The 13,621-nt window shown below is 74.4% G+C and carries 9 protein-coding genes and 2 pseudogenes; 8 read left to right on the top strand and 3 right to left on the bottom strand.

From position 1 onward, the window contains the following. Window positions 1–94: 94 nt before the first annotated feature. Window positions 95–496, bottom strand: a complete 402-nt coding sequence (locus C1I95_RS25155; protein ID WP_111217292.1) for a rhodanese-like domain-containing protein — start codon at window positions 494–496, stop codon at window positions 95–97. On the opposite strand from C1I95_RS25155, the pseudogene C1I95_RS25150 reads away from it, so the two are divergent. The 4 genes and pseudogenes from C1I95_RS25150 to C1I95_RS25135 all read left to right on the top strand — a co-directional run. Next, window positions 431–1,249 (top strand): annotated as a pseudogene (locus C1I95_RS25150) (uridine kinase family protein); the annotation flags it as partial. The gene C1I95_RS25155 and the pseudogene C1I95_RS25150 sit on opposite strands and share 66 nt — an antisense overlap. A gap of 273 nt (window positions 1,250–1,522) precedes the next feature. Continuing rightward, on the top strand, window positions 1,523–2,869 hold the full coding sequence (locus C1I95_RS25145) for a dipeptidase (protein ID WP_199523900.1): 1,347 nt from the start codon (window positions 1,523–1,525) through the stop codon (window positions 2,867–2,869). Between the two features lie 69 nt (window positions 2,870–2,938). Continuing rightward, window positions 2,939–3,145, top strand: a complete 207-nt coding sequence (locus C1I95_RS25140; protein WP_111217284.1) for a hypothetical protein — start codon at window positions 2,939–2,941, stop codon at window positions 3,143–3,145. 145 nt (window positions 3,146–3,290) lie between these two features. Continuing rightward, on the top strand, window positions 3,291–4,892 hold the full coding sequence (locus tag C1I95_RS25135) for an ATP-dependent DNA ligase (protein WP_111217282.1): 1,602 nt from the start codon (window positions 3,291–3,293) through the stop codon (window positions 4,890–4,892). A gap of 62 nt (window positions 4,893–4,954) precedes the next feature. Here C1I95_RS25135 and C1I95_RS25130 read toward each other — a convergent pair whose 3' ends face one another. Next, entirely contained in the window at window positions 4,955–5,752 is a 798-nt protein-coding gene (locus C1I95_RS25130; protein ID WP_111217280.1) for an SURF1 family cytochrome oxidase biogenesis protein, read from the bottom strand. A 366-nt stretch (window positions 5,753–6,118) separates the two neighbouring features. Between C1I95_RS25130 and C1I95_RS25125 the strand changes: the two genes are divergently transcribed. Next, complete coding sequence (locus tag C1I95_RS25125) at window positions 6,119–7,600, top strand: cobyrinic acid a,c-diamide synthase CobB (protein ID WP_111217288.1); 1,482 nt, start codon at window positions 6,119–6,121, stop codon at window positions 7,598–7,600. A 37-nt stretch (window positions 7,601–7,637) separates the two neighbouring features. Here C1I95_RS25125 and C1I95_RS25120 read toward each other — a convergent pair whose 3' ends face one another. Continuing rightward, on the bottom strand, window positions 7,638–9,770 hold the full coding sequence (locus C1I95_RS25120) for a transglycosylase domain-containing protein (protein ID WP_111217278.1): 2,133 nt from the start codon (window positions 9,768–9,770) through the stop codon (window positions 7,638–7,640). A 121-nt stretch (window positions 9,771–9,891) separates the two neighbouring features. On the opposite strand from C1I95_RS25120, the gene cobC reads away from it, so the two are divergent. The 3 genes and pseudogenes from cobC to cobA form a co-directional block, all read left to right on the top strand. Then, on the top strand, window positions 9,892–10,977 hold the full coding sequence (cobC, locus tag C1I95_RS25115) for an Rv2231c family histidinol phosphate aminotransferase CobC (RefSeq protein ID WP_111217276.1): 1,086 nt from the start codon (window positions 9,892–9,894) through the stop codon (window positions 10,975–10,977). Further along, on the top strand, window positions 10,977–12,137 hold the full coding sequence (locus C1I95_RS25110) for a nicotinate-nucleotide--dimethylbenzimidazole phosphoribosyltransferase (protein ID WP_111217286.1): 1,161 nt from the start codon (window positions 10,977–10,979) through the stop codon (window positions 12,135–12,137). Before cobC ends, C1I95_RS25110 begins: the two co-directional genes overlap by 1 nt. A 76-nt stretch (window positions 12,138–12,213) precedes the next feature. Beyond that, a pseudogene (cobA, locus tag C1I95_RS25105) lies at window positions 12,214–13,446 on the top strand (uroporphyrinogen-III C-methyltransferase); the annotation flags it as partial. Window positions 13,447–13,621: the final 175 nt, after the last annotated feature.

Here is a 13,621-nt window from a genome sequence, read left to right as displayed (position 1 = left end):
GCTGAAGCCTGCTGACCGGCCCGGGGCAACTGCTCGGGATCGACCAGCAGACCCTCGGTGGGGGTGGCGGATGCGACGGCGGCAGCCGGTCGGGTCAGTAGCGGATGTCGGCGGGCTTGTCGGCGAAGGGCAGCCCGGCCGATCGCCAGGCGTCCACTCCGCCGATCATGTCGGTGGCCCGGTGCAGGCCGAGGGCGCGCAGGCTCGCCGCCGCGAGGCTCGAACTGTAGCCCTGACGGCACACCACGACGACCTCGATGTCGTACCCGGTGGCCTCGGGGATGCGCCAATCGCTGGCCGGGTCGATCCGCCACTCCAGCACCGTCCGGTCGATCACGATGACGCCGGGCAGGTCGCCCTGCTCCTGTCGCTGCCCATCGGTACGGGTGTCGATCACGAGTGCACCCCGGGTGGCGGCCTGCACCGTCTCCTGCGGGGTCAACCGGGTCATGCCCGCGCGGGCCTGTTCCAGCAACGCCTCGACGCCGGGACTCATCACGGAATGGGACACGGCACGAGCATGCCGCCTGCTCAGCGGGCTCACGGCCGGAAGCGGCCCGGGACAACCCGATCGGTAACGTCGGTGCCTGTGGTGGTGGTCTTCGAGGCGTATGCCGGGCTGGCGCGCCGGGTGCTGGCCGGGCCGCCCCGGTTGGGGCGTACCCGGTTGGTGGCTGTCGACGGGCCGAGCGGCGCGGGCAAGAGCGCCTTCGCCGCCCGCCTGGCCGACGCCATCGCCGTCGAGACCCACCCGCCCGGGACCCACGCCGCCGAGATCCACGCCGCCGGGATGTTCGGTGGCGGTCGGCCGCCGGTGGTGCACACCGACGACCTGCTCGACGGGTGGGACGACCAGCTCACCTTCTGGCACCGGCTGGAGGAGTCGGTGCTGGCGCCGGTGCGGGCCGGCAGAGCCGGGGCGTACCACCGTTACAGCTGGGTGCGCCACCGCTTCCTGCCCCGGCCGGTGCCGGTGCCGGCCGCACCGGTGCTGATCGTGGAGGGGGTCAGCGCGGCGCGGGCCGCCGCCGGACCCGACCTGACCCTGGCGGTGTTCGTGACCGCCCCGCCGCCGCTGCGGCTGACCCGGGCGGTGGCCCGCGACGGCCCGTCGATCCTGCCGGAGCTGCGGCACTGGCACGCCACCGAGCGGGCCCACTTCACCGCCGACCGCACCGCGTCCCGGGCCGACCTGGTGGTCGACGGCGCGCCCACGTTGCCCCACGACGCCGGCCGCTACTACCTTCGGCTCGCCGTCGCGGTTGGCGACACCAACCCGGGCGAGACCGGCCCTTGCGACACCAACGCGGGCGAGACCGGCCCTTGCGACATCAACCCGGGTGAGACCGGCCCTTGCGACATCAACCCGGGTGAGACCGGCCCTTGCGACATCAACCCGAGCGACACCGACCCGGGCGACACAGGCCGGTCGACAGCCGCAGCCCGGTGGGGCCGGGCAGGCGATGCCGACGGTGGCCCTGGGTAAGGCCGGAATACGATGCCGGTCATGACCACACCGATCATGACCGAGTCCGACCTGCGGGCCGCCGTCGCGCGGGAGCTGCCCGGTGTCCGGGCCGACCTGGAACGCCTCGTCCGCATCCCGGGGATCGCCTTCGAGGGCTTCGACCACACGCAGGTGGAACGTTCCGCCGAGGCGGTGGCCGAGCTGCTGCGCGGCTGTGGGCTCGACGTCGACATCGTGCGGGCCGGCGGCCAGCCGGCGGTGATCGGCCGGAAGGCGGCGCCGCCCGGCGCGCCGACGGTCATGCTCTACGCCCACCACGACGTGCAGCCGGTCGGCGACCGGGCGCTGTGGGAGTCCGACCCGTTCGAGCCGGTCGAGCGGGACGGTCGGCTGTACGGGCGGGGTGCCGCCGACGACAAGGCCGGCATCATGGCGCACGTCGCGGCGCTGCGCGCGTTCGGCGACCGGCTCCCGGTCGGCGTGGTCCTGTTCATCGAGGGTGAGGAGGAGTACGGCTCCGACTCGCTCGAGCGGCTGCTCGCCGAGCACCGCGACAAGCTCGCCTCGGACGTCATCGTGATCGCCGACTCGACCAACTGGGACGTCGGGGTGCCGGCCCTGACCACCTCGCTGCGCGGCATCGTCAACTGCTTCGTCGAGGTTCGCACCCTGAACCACGCAGTGCACAGCGGCATGTTCGGCGGTGCGGTGCCGGACGCGCTCACCACCCTGGTCCGGCTGCTCGCCACGCTGCACGACGACGCCGGGAACGTGGCGGTGGAGGGGCTGGTCGGCAAGGAGGAGGCCAGCGTCGACTACCCCGAGGACCGGTTCCGCGCCGAGGCCGGGCTGGTCGAGGGCGCGACGCTGATCGGCACCGGCCGGATCACCGACCGGCTCTGGACCAAGCCGGCGCTCGCGGTGCTCGGCATCGACGCCCCGGCCACCGCGGAGGCGCCGAACGCCCTGGTCCCGGCCGCCAAGGCCAAGCTGAGCGTACGGCTGGCACCGGGCGACGACCCGAAGCGGGCGTACGCGGTGCTCAGCGACCACCTGCGGAAGCACGCGCCGTGGGGCGCCCAGGTGACGGTCACGTTCGAACACGACGGGGCACCCTGCGTCATCGACGCCACCGGCCCGGTGTGCGACGCGGCCCGCTCGGCCTTCCGCACCGCCTGGGACGGCACCGACCCGGTGGACATCGGCGTCGGCGGCTCGATCCCGTTCATCGCCACCTTCCAGGAGATGTTCCCGCAGGCGTCGATCCTGGTGACCGGCGTGGAGGACCCGCACGCCCGGGCGCACGGGCCGAACGAGAGCCTGCACCTGGGCGAGTTCGCCCGGGTTTGCCTGGCCGAGGCGCTGTTGCTGTCCAGGGTGGCTGCGGCGGCACGCGGCTGAACCGTAACTTCCGGCGGATGGTGGCCGTTTCCGGTGTGTCGGGCGCCGGGCTGTTGTAGCCTCTCGAACATGCGTACGAACGAGGTTCTGGCCCGCCTGGAGGCCGCCGTCAGCGCTCTGGGGGACGTCGACGTCTCCGCGTGGCCCGAGGACACCCTCAAGGAACAGCTCGGCGAACTGTCCGCCGCCCTGGTCGCCCTGGACGCGTCGCTGTCCCGGATCGCCGACGAGGTCCGCGCCCGCGGCCTGCGGGTCGAGGAACCGGTCCCGGTCTGACGCCCGTCGGCGGGTCGCGGGTGACCCGGCCCCGCCGAGCGCCCGGCCTCGCGTCCCGGTCCGCCCGGGTGACCGGGCGCGTCCGACAGGCTCGTGAGCAGGGCAGGTGCCGTCCGATGTCGGGGGTGGCTGGCAGGATGGGGCCGTGCGGTTCCTCGACCTGGCTGCCACCTCCGCGGCCGTCGGCGCCACCAGCGGCCGGCGGGCCAAGGTCGAGCTGCTCGCCGACGCGCTGCGCCGGCTCGATCCGGCCGAGGTCGCGGCGGGTTCCGGCTGGCTCGCCGGCGAGCTGCGTCAGCGGCAGACCGGCGTTGGCTGGGCGAGCCTGCGTGACCTGCCCCCGCCGACGGCGGAGCCGACCCTGACCGTGGCCGCGGTGGACGCCGCGATCGACGAGATCGCGGCGGTGCGCGGCGCGGGGTCGCAGGCCCGCCGGCGGGCCCTGCTGGCCGCCCTCTACACCGCCGCCACCGTCGATGAGCAGCGCCTGTTGACCGGTCTGTTCCTCGGCGAGCTGCGCCACGGCGCCCAGGCGGGGCTGCTCGCCGACGCGATCGCCCGGGCCGCCGGGGTGCCGGTCGCCGCGGTACGCCGGGCGCTGCTGCTCGCCGGTGACCTGCGGGAGGTGGCGGTGGCCGCGCTCGGCGGTGGGGCGGCGGCGCTGGCCGGGTTCGGGCTGCGGGTCGGGCGTCCCCTCGCGCCGATGTTGGCGCAGAGCGCGTCATCGGTCGACGAGGCGCTCGCGGCCACCGGCACGCCCGCCGTGGTCGACGTCAAGCTCGACGGCATCCGCATCCAGGTGCACCGCAGCGGCCCCGACATCGCCGTGTTCACCCGCAGCCTCGACGACATCACCGCCCGGGTGCCCGAGGTGGTCGCCGCGGTGCGGGCCATACCCGCGCGGGAGCTGGTGCTCGACGGCGAGGCGATCGGGCTGGACGAGACCGGCCGGCCGCTGCCGTTCCAGCAGACGTCGAGTGCCGCCGCCCGCCGGGCCGGCCCGGCGGGCGGCGGGTCGGCTGGCTCCGCTGACGGGGCACCGGTCGCGCCGGCGGTGCGGGCCGCCGCCGCGCGCACCGGCGAGACCGTGCTCACGCCGTACTTCTTCGACCTGCTGCACCTCGACGGCGCGGATCTGATCGACCTGCCCGGCCGCGAGCGGTGGGCGGCCCTGGCCGGCGCGGTCGACGCGTCGCTCCTGGTGGGGCGGCTGGAGGTGGACGGGCCGGAGCGGGCCGGTGCGGCGTTCGCCGCCGCGCTCGACGCCGGCCAGGAAGGCGTGGTGGTCAAGTCGCCCGACGCGCCCTACGACGCCGGCCGGCGTGGCGCGGCCTGGGTCAAGGTGAAGCCCCGGCACACCCTCGACCTGGTCGTGCTCGCCGTGGAGTGGGGCAGCGGCCGGCGCACCGGCTGGCTGTCCAACCTGCACCTGGGGGCGCGCGACCCGGGCACCGGTGGTTTCGTGATGCTCGGCAAGACCTTCAAGGGGCTCACCGACGAGTTGCTGCGCTGGCAGACCGAGCGCTTCCTCGGCCTCGCCGTGGAGCGCGGCGACTGGGTGGTCCGGGTCCGACCCGAACAGGTCGTGGAGATCGCCTTCGACGGGGTGCAGACCAGCTCGCGTTATCCCGGTGGGGTCGCCCTACGCTTCGCGCGGGTGGTGCGCTACCGCGACGACAAGTCCGCCGCCGAGGCCGACACCATAGACGCCGTCCGCGCCATCCACGCGGGCCGCCCGTCCACCTGACCCACCCAGCTCACCGGGTCGCCCAGCGCCGAGGCGGCGGGCGGGAGCCAGCGGGGCAGAGGTCAGGCGGCGGCGCGGTCGCGGGGGCGGTCGTCGGTGATCCCGGCCAGGCGGCGGGCCTCACGGCGGGCGACCCAGCCGTAGCCGAACAGCGTCATCGCCGCGAAGATCCACCACTGTACGACGTAGCCGAGGTTCTGCCAGTTGTTGGCGTGCCCCACCGGCACCGCCTTGAACGCCGGGTCGGCGGCCGGGGTCTGCTCGTCGAGCAGCAGGTACGCCCCGTGCACCGGGTACGGCAGCTCCCGGGCCAGCTGGGGCACGGCGATGCGTCGGGTCTCCAACCGGCCCTCGCGTCGGGTCACCGTGCCGGCCCCGCTCTCGCTCGGGTTTACCCGGCCCTCGACGGTCACCTCGCCCGTCGGTGTCGCCGGCACCTGCGGCTGTGCCATCGCCCCGCCGGGAGCCGGCGGGATCCAGCCCCGGTCCACCAGGACGGCCGTGCCGTCGGCCAGCACCAGCGGGGTGACCACCTCGAAGCCGACCTTGCTCTCGGCCGTCCGGCCCCGGACCAGGACGATGTTGTCGGTGTCGTACCGGCCGGTCACGGTGACCCGGGTGAAGGTCCGCTCCTCGCTCGCCGGCGGGCCGGCCGTGCCGGGACCACCGGTGGGCGCGGGCAGCGCCTCGTGCAGCGGCGCCGGCGCCATCCTCAGGCCCGCGTCGATCCGTTCGTTGACCGCGGTGCGGCCCCGGTAGCGGTCCAACTGCCAGTTGCCGAGGGCCACCATCACCATGGCGGCTACCAGGGTCAGCGCGAGAATGCCCAGCCAGCGTGGCGTCAGCAGGAACCGGTACACGCTACGAGGCTACCCGTGTGACCGCCACCACTACGTCGCGCCGCCCGTCACCACGCCGCCCGGCACCGCTGCGCTGCCCGCCAACACCGCGCTAGCTGCCCGCCACCACACGCGTACGCTGCCCGCCGGCGGTCGCCACTGCGCCGCGACGGCCTGTTGGTGTTGCGCCGCGCGGCCCCGGTCGGCGTGGCTCCCGGGCGGGTCGTCGGTGGCGGAGCGTGCCCGCGTCGGAGCCGTCCGCGTCGATGCGTCGCGCCGGAATGGGATGGGTACCGGGCGGTGCGTGCCAGTCGTCCGGTTCGGCTATCGTCACGCGGGCGGAGCGCGCCGACGGTCGGCACGCCGTCCGCTCGCGAGGAGTCGATGATGACCGTCGTGCCGCGTCTGGTGCTCAGCGCTCCCTCCTCCGGACACGGCAAGAACGCGCTGGCGATCGGTCTGCTCGCCGCGTTCGCCGACCGGGGTCTCGACGTGGCCGGGTTCAAGATCGGGCCGGACCAGGTCGACGCGGCCTACCTCGGGCTCGCCGCCGGACGGCCCGGGCGGACCCTGGACCCACGGCTGGTCGGTACCGAGCGGATCGCCCCATTGCTCCTGCACGGCGCGGCCGGCGCCGGCCTCGCGGTCGTACAGGGCAGCATGGGTCTGTACGACAGCCTCACCGGCCGTCCTGAGAGCGAGTCGACCGCCGCCGTCGCCACCGTGCTGCGCAGCCCGGTCGTGCTGGTGGTCGACGTCGCCGCGATGGGTCAGTCGGTGGCCGCCCTGGTGCACGGCTTCCGGGCGTACGACGAACAGCTGTGGATCGGCGGCGTGATCCTCAACCGGGTCGCCTCCTCCCGGCACGAGACGTTGCTGCGCGAGGCGCTCGACGACATCGGCGTACCGGTCTACGGCGCACTGCGCCGCCAGGACCTGCCTTCGGTGCTGCCGGCCCGACGGCAAGGGGCGGTGCCCGTGCTCGCCGGTGCCGCCGAGGCCACCCGTGCGGTCCGCCGCCTGGGCGAGGCGGTGACCGCCACCGTCGAACTGGACCGGCTGCTCGGGCTGGCCCGTTCGGCCCCGACGCTGGGCGTGCAGCCGTGGTCGCCGCAGCCGTCGGTGGGTGCCGACGGCGGGGCGCCAGCCCTGCCGCCCGGTGCCGGACGCCCGGTCGTCGCGCTGGCCGGCGGGCCGGGTGGCAGCTTCAGCCATGCCGAGACGGCCGAGCTGCTGCGGGCTGCCGGGGCGGAGGTGGTGACCGTCGACCCGCTCACCGACGAGGTGCTGCCGGCCGACACCCAGGCACTGGTGGTCGGTGGCGCCCTGCCTGAGTCGTACGCCGAGCAGCTCTCCGCCAACCGCCGGCTCTGCATCGCGGTCGCCGAGCTGGCCCGGACCGGCCGGCCGGTGGTCGCCGAGGGGGCCGGCCTGCTCTGGCTGTCCCGGGAGGTGGACGGGTTGCCGATGTGCGGGGTGCTCGACGCGGTCGGCAGCATTCGCGACGGGATGGTCGTCGGCTACCGGGAGGCGACCGCGCAGAGCGACAGTGTGGTCGCCGCCCGAGGCGAGGTGGTGACCGGGCACAAGGAGCACCGCGCGGTGCTCACCCCGAGGAGCGGGCAGCGGCCGGCGTGGAGCTGGCCGGGTGGGGCGCCGGAGGGGTTCGTCTGGCGCGGTGTGCACGCCTCCCAACTCGTCCCGCACTGGGCCGCGTACCCGCAGGTCGCGACGCGGCTGGTGGCCGCCGCGGCGGCCGAGCCGGCCACGGTCGCGGCGGGATCGACCGGGGCCGGGTCCGGCGATGCCGCGGCGGCCGGCCCGGCCGGTGTCGTCCCGGCCGGGCCGGCCGGCGGGCCACCGGCCTGAGCGAGCGGAGCATCTGGCCCATCAGGGTGGCCGGCCGTCAGCCGACTATCTGGTCGGAGGGTGGGACGAAGTCCCGGACCGGTTTGCCCTTCAGGGCGTCGCGGAGGGTGTTCGAGACCGCCGCGATCGGTATCTGTGACTGTCCGTCACCCACCGCGTTGAACGGGTTGTCCGGGTCGGAGATGAAGCTCGCCGCCGCCAGTTCCGGGGTGTAGCCGACGAACCAGGCCGACCGGGTGCTGTCCGTGGTGCCCGTCTTGCCGGCCACCGGTCGGCCCACCGTGCCCCGGACGCTGTCCGCCGTCGACCAGCCACCGCAACCGCCCTTGGCCGGAGAGTCGCCGGTGGGGCATCGGGCGGCGTCGGTCGCGGCGCGTGCGGCGTCGGCGCTGACCACCTGGCGGCACCGCGGCTTGGCGACCTCCCGCTCGAGGCCCCCGGCGGTCTTGAAGGTGGCCGGGCTGCCGTCCCGGGTGTAGATGGCGGTCACCGGCATCGCCTCGCAGTACCGCCCGTCGGCGGCGACGGCGGCGTACGCGTTGGCCATCTCCAGCGGGGTGGCGTCGGAGACGCCCAGGGTGAACGCGCCCCACTTGTGCGCCCTCGACGGTGCGGCGTGCTCCCGGTCCACGTCGGTACGCCAGCGCAGCCCCAACTGTTCGGCCATCCGGACGGCCTTCTCCGCCCCGACCTGCTCCTCCAGCCAGACGAAGTAGGTGTTCACCGACTTGCCGAAGCCGGACCACATGGTCTGGGTGCCGCTCATCGCGCCGCTGGCGTTGGTCGGCGCCCAGCCGTCGTATATCTGGGACTGGTACCGGTGCGGCGCGTTGAAGGTGGTGTTGAGGGTCATGCCGGAGTTCAGCGCGGCCAGCATGGGGAACATCTTGAAGGTGGATCCGGCCTGGTACCCCGGTAGGTCACCACCGCCCATCAGGGGTGCCACCGTGTTCGGGTAGTTGGCCTTCACCTTGGGCCCGGCCTCGGGGTTGGAGCTGAGCGGGTTCTCTTCCAGGTTCAGCGAGTACGTGCGGTTCACCGCCATCGCCTTGACCCGCCCGGTGCCCGGCTCGGAGACCACGATGCCGTTGGCGAACGGGCTGCCGGTGTTCCCCTTGGTGCCGACGTTCTCCTCCGCCGCCTTCTGGATCTTCGGATCCATGCTGAGCACGATGCGGTAGCCGCCCCGGCGCAGCTTGTCCATCCGTTGCAGCCGGTTCTCCCCGAACGCGGGCTGCGCGCTCCACCAGTTCTTCAGGTAGTCGCAGAGGAATCCCCAGCTGTTCCAGCTCTCGGGCACTGCGGCGCAGTCGTTGGGCGGGTAGGTCAGGCGCAGCCGGATCGGCTCGGCCTTGGCCGCCGCGGCCGAGTCCGGCGACAGGTAACCGAGATGCGTCATGTTGTCCAGCACGTAGTTGCGGCGCGCGGTGGCGTCCTTCTGGTCGGAACTGGCCGGGTCGTACTGGGAGGGAGACTTCACCAGCCCGGCGAGGGTGGCCGCCTCGACGGGAGTGAGCTCCTTGGGCGTCTTGGAGAAGAAGATCTCGCTGGCCGCGTAGATGCCGTACGCCCGGTGCCCGAAGTACGCCGAGTTGAGGTAGCGCTCGAGGATCTCCTCCTTGCTCAACTCCTTCTCCAGGTCGACCGCCATGCGCATCTCCTTCACCTTGCGGATCGGGGTCTGTGCGGTGGCCTCCTGTACCTCTTTCGGGGTGGTGGCGCTGTCCCGCAGCGCCATCCGGACGTACTGCATGGTCAGCGTGGAGGCGCCCTGGGAGACGCCGCTGGAGCGGGCGTTGGCCACGAAGGCGCGGGCGACGCCCTTCGGGTCGACGCCGTGGTGCTGGTAGAAGCGGTTGTCCTCGGCGGCCACGATCGCCTGCAACATGATCGGCGAGATGTCCGACATCTTGGTGTACTGCCGGTACTCCTCGTAGAACATGGTCAGCACGGTCTTGCCGTCGGGCGCGTACAGATAGGACGTTTCGGCGGGCAGGGCGGTGGCCAGCAGGCGGGTCTTGCTCTCCACGGCGTGTGCGGTGGCCTTGGCCCCGACGCCGGTCATGGCGACCACGGGGTAGGCGACGGCGGCGACCACGATGCCGGCGATCAGTCCGGCACGGAGGAGAGGAACGAGACGACCAGCGGCAGCAAGGGGTCGGTTGCTCACACCGCCAAGTTATGACATTTCCGATTCATCCATGAGAAATACTCATGAAGTGATCGGTGGTGATGCGGCCCACCCTCCGAGCGGGTGTCACCCGCGCCGCCTTCCCGGCAGGATCGCGGTCATGCATGGTCAGCTGACCGGGACGTCCGGCGTGGTGCCGGCCGAGCCGGATCTCGCCCACCACGGTGACGCGGAGGTGGGCGAGGGTCTCGTCGACCTCGCCGTCAACGTGCGGCGCGCCCCGATGCCGAGTTGGCTGGCCGACCCGGTCACGGCGTCGCTGGCCGACCTCGCGGCGTACCCGGATCCCGGGCCGGCGCGGGCCGCCGTCGCCGCCCGGCACGGCCGGCCCCCGGCCGAGGTGCTGCTGACCGCCGGTGCCGCGGAGGGCTTCGTGCTGCTCGCCCAGGCGTTGCGTGGAGTACGCCGGCCGGTGGTGGTGCACCCGCAGTTCACCGAGCCGGAGGCCGCGCTGCGGGCGGCCGGGCACGCCGTCGAGCGGGTACTGCTCGACCCGGCGGACGGTTTCCGGCTCGCCCCGGAGCGGATCCCGGCCGACGCCGACCTGGTCATGATCGGCAACCCGACCAACCCCACCTCGGTGCTGCACCCCGCCGCCGACCTGGCCACGCTGGCCCGGCCGGGTCGCGTACTTGTGGTCGACGAGGCGTTCGCCGACACCACCGCCGCGCCCGGCGTACCCGGCGAGCCCGAGTCGCTGGCGGCCCGGCGGGACCTGCCCGGGCTGCTGGTCGTCCGCAGCCTCACCAAGACCTGGGGGCTGGCCGGCCTGCGGATCGGCTACCTGCTCGGTGAGGCCGCGCTGCTGGAGCGGCTGGCCGCCGTACAGCCGCTCTGGGCGGTCGCCACACCGGCCCTGGCCGCCGCGTCCGCCTGCGCCGGCCCCGAGGCGGTCCGGGCCGAGCGCGCCATCGCCGGGCAGCTCACGACCGACCGCGAACACCTGGTCGCCCGGCTGTCGGCCCTGCCGGGGGTACGCGTCGCCGGCCGCCCGGCCAGCGCCTTCGTGCTGGTCCACCGGCCCGGAGCCGACCGGGTACGGTCCGAGCTGCGCCGACGCGGCTGGGCGGTACGCCGGGGCGACACCTTCCCGGGGCTCGGTCCAGACTGGCTGCGGATCGCGGTACGGGACCGGGCGACCACCGACGCGTTCATCGAGGTGCTGGCGGAGATCCTGGAGGCATGATGCTGGAGACCACGATCGCGGGGATCGGCCCGCTCGACGAGTCGGCGATGACCGCGGCCCGGCAGTTGCAGGCCCGGCTGACCAAGCCGGCCGGCTCGCTGGGCGCCCTGGAGGAACTGTCCGTACGCCTCGCCGGCCTGGCCGGGGAGTGCCCGCCGCCGCTGCCCGCCCCGGCGGCCGTGGCGATCTTCGCCGGGGACCACGGCGTACACGCCCAGCGGGTGACCCCCTGGCCGCAGGAGGTCACCGCCCAGATGGTCGGCAACTTCCTGGCCGGCGGCGCGGTGGTCAACGCGTTCGCCCGGCAGGCCGGCGCCTCGGTGACCGTGATCGACGTCGGGGTGGCCAGCCCGCTGCCCGCCCCGGACCCGTCCGACCCGATCGGCGCGGGCGACCCGGCCGGTGCGGTCGGCGCGGCTGGCGCGGTCGGCGTGGGTGGCGCGGCCAGCGCGGGCGGTCCGGCCGGCACCGACGTGCCCCGGCTGGTCGACGCGGCCGTCCGCCGCGGCACCCGGGACATGACCGTGACCGCCGCGCTGACCCGTGACGAGGCGCGGGCGGCAGTGGAGGTCGGCATCCGGATCGCCGGAGAGCTGGTCGATGCCGGGGCGGGCATCCTGCTGACCGGCGACATGGGCATCGCCAACACCACCCCGGCCGCCGCACTGATCGCCGCGTTCACCGGGGTCGACGCCGCCGAGGCGACCGGCCGGGGCACCGGCGTTGACGACCCGACGTACCAGCACAAGATCGAGGTGGTGCGGGCCGCGCTGCGCCGGCACACCCCCGATCCGAGGGACCCGCTCGGGGTGCTGGCCGCCGTCGGCGGGTTGGAGCACGCCGCGCTCACCGGGCTCGTCCTCGGTGCCGCCGCGCGCCGCGTACCGGTGCTGCTGGACGGGGTGATCGCCGTCTCCGCCGCGCTCGCGGCAGCGGCCTTCGCCCCGGACGCGGTCGGCGCGATGGTCGCCGGTCACCGCTCGGCCGAGCCCGGTGCCACGGTCGCGCTGCGCCGGCTCGGCCTCACCCCGCTGATCGACCTCGGGCTGCGGCTGGGCGAGGGCACCGGCGCGCTGCTGGCCCTGCCCGTGGTCACCGGCGCGGTCCGGGTACTGCACGAGGTGGCCACCTTCGACTCCGCCGGGGTGGCCGAGAAGTGAGCGAGCGGAGCGAGCGAACCATCAGGCCCAGTGCGGTGGTGCCTCGCGGCGGCACGGAGCGAAGCGGAGTGCCGGCGTGAGTGTCAACCCGTACCCTCTCGGGCTTCGGTTGGCCGGCCGGCGGGTCGTCGTGGTGGGCGGGGGAGCGGTCGCCACCCGGCGGGTGCCCGCGCTGCTCGACGCGGGCGCGGACGTGCTGCTGGTGGCGCCGGAACTCACCCCGGCGCTGCGCGCCCACGCCGACGCCGGGCGGCTGCGCTGGGTACCGCGCCGGTTCGCCCCCGACGATCTGGACGGCGCCTGGCTGGTGCACGTCGCCGTCGACGATCCCGACGCCGCGGCCTCGGTCAGCGAGGCCGCCACCGAACGTCGCATTTTCTGCGTACGGGCCGACGACCGGGAGGCAGCGTCGGCCTGGACGCCGGCGGTGACCCGGCACGGCCCGGTCACCGTGGCGGTGCTCGGCGGTGGCGACCCCCGCCGCGCGATGACCGTCCGAGACGCCGTCCGCACCCTGTTGCAGGCAAGGACGGGCCCCTTGTTAACGGATTCGGTAGAGGAGGGGCCCCCTGTTAACACCCCGACCGGCGGCACCGGCCGGGTGGCGCTGGTCGGGGCCGGTCCAGGGGACCCGGAGCTGATCACCGTCAAGGGTTGGCGCCTGCTCACCGAGGCCGACGTGGTGGTCGCCGATCGGCTGGTGCCCGGTCTGCTGCTGGATGAGCTGCGCACCGGCGTGGAACTGGTGGACGCCTCGAAGATCCCGTACGGCCCGTCCCGGGCCCAGGAGGAGATCAACCGGATCCTGGTCGACCGCGCGCTGGCCGGCGCGTTCGTCGTACGCCTGAAGGGCGGCGACCCGTACGTCTTCGGCCGGGGTGGAGAGGAACTGCTGGCCTGCGCGGCGGCCGGGATACCGGTCACCGTGGTGCCCGGCGTGACCAGCTCGATAGCCGCCCCCGCGGCGGCCGGCATCCCGGTCACCCACCGGGCGGTGGCGCACGAGTTCACCGTGGTGTCCGGACACGTCGCGCCCGACTCTCCGGCCTCGCTGGTGCGCTGGGACGCGTTGGCCGGGCTACGCGGCACGCTGGTGATCCTGATGGGCCTGAAGAACCTGCCGGCGATCACGGCCACGCTGCTCGACCACGGCCGGCCGGCCGACACCCCGGCAGCCGTGATCCAGGAGGCCACCACCGGCGCCCAGCGGATCGTCCGCTCGACGTTGGCCAAGGTGGCCACCGACGTGGCCGCCGCCGGGCTGCGCCCACCAGCGGTCGTGGTGGTGGGCGACGTCGTCGCCGCACTCGGCCCGCCCGACCTGCCCGACTCGCTCGGCGTGTCCGACCCGCTCGGCGTGTCCGACTCGCTCGGCCCGTCCAGCGTGCCCGGTCCGTCCAGCGTGCTCGGCTCGCTCGGCTCGCTCGGCTCGCTCGGCTCGCTCGGCTCGCTCGGCCCGCTCGGCCCGCTCGGCTCGCCGGGCC

This window comes from Micromonospora craterilacus, from assembly GCF_003236315.1.
Lineage (GTDB): Bacteria > Actinomycetota > Actinomycetes > Mycobacteriales > Micromonosporaceae > Micromonospora > Micromonospora craterilacus.
This window is presented reverse-complemented; position numbering and strand designations above follow the sequence as displayed.

Excerpts from the sequence above, each read along its gene's own strand:
- C1I95_RS25155 (WP_111217292.1), bottom strand. The coding sequence starts at position 496 with ATGAGTCCCGGCGTCGAGGCGTTGCTGGAACAGGCCCGCGCGGGCATG.
- C1I95_RS25145 (WP_199523900.1), top strand. The coding sequence starts at position 1,523 with ATGACCGAGTCCGACCTGCGGGCCGCCGTCGCGCGGGAGCTGCCCGGT.
- C1I95_RS25140 (WP_111217284.1), top strand. The coding sequence starts at position 2,939 with ATGCGTACGAACGAGGTTCTGGCCCGCCTGGAGGCCGCCGTCAGCGCT.
- C1I95_RS25125 (WP_111217288.1), top strand. The coding sequence starts at position 6,119 with ATGACCGTCGTGCCGCGTCTGGTGCTCAGCGCTCCCTCCTCCGGACAC.
- cobC (WP_111217276.1), top strand. The coding sequence starts at position 9,892 with ATGCATGGTCAGCTGACCGGGACGTCCGGCGTGGTGCCGGCCGAGCCG.
- C1I95_RS25110 (WP_111217286.1), top strand. The coding sequence starts at position 10,977 with ATGCTGGAGACCACGATCGCGGGGATCGGCCCGCTCGACGAGTCGGCG.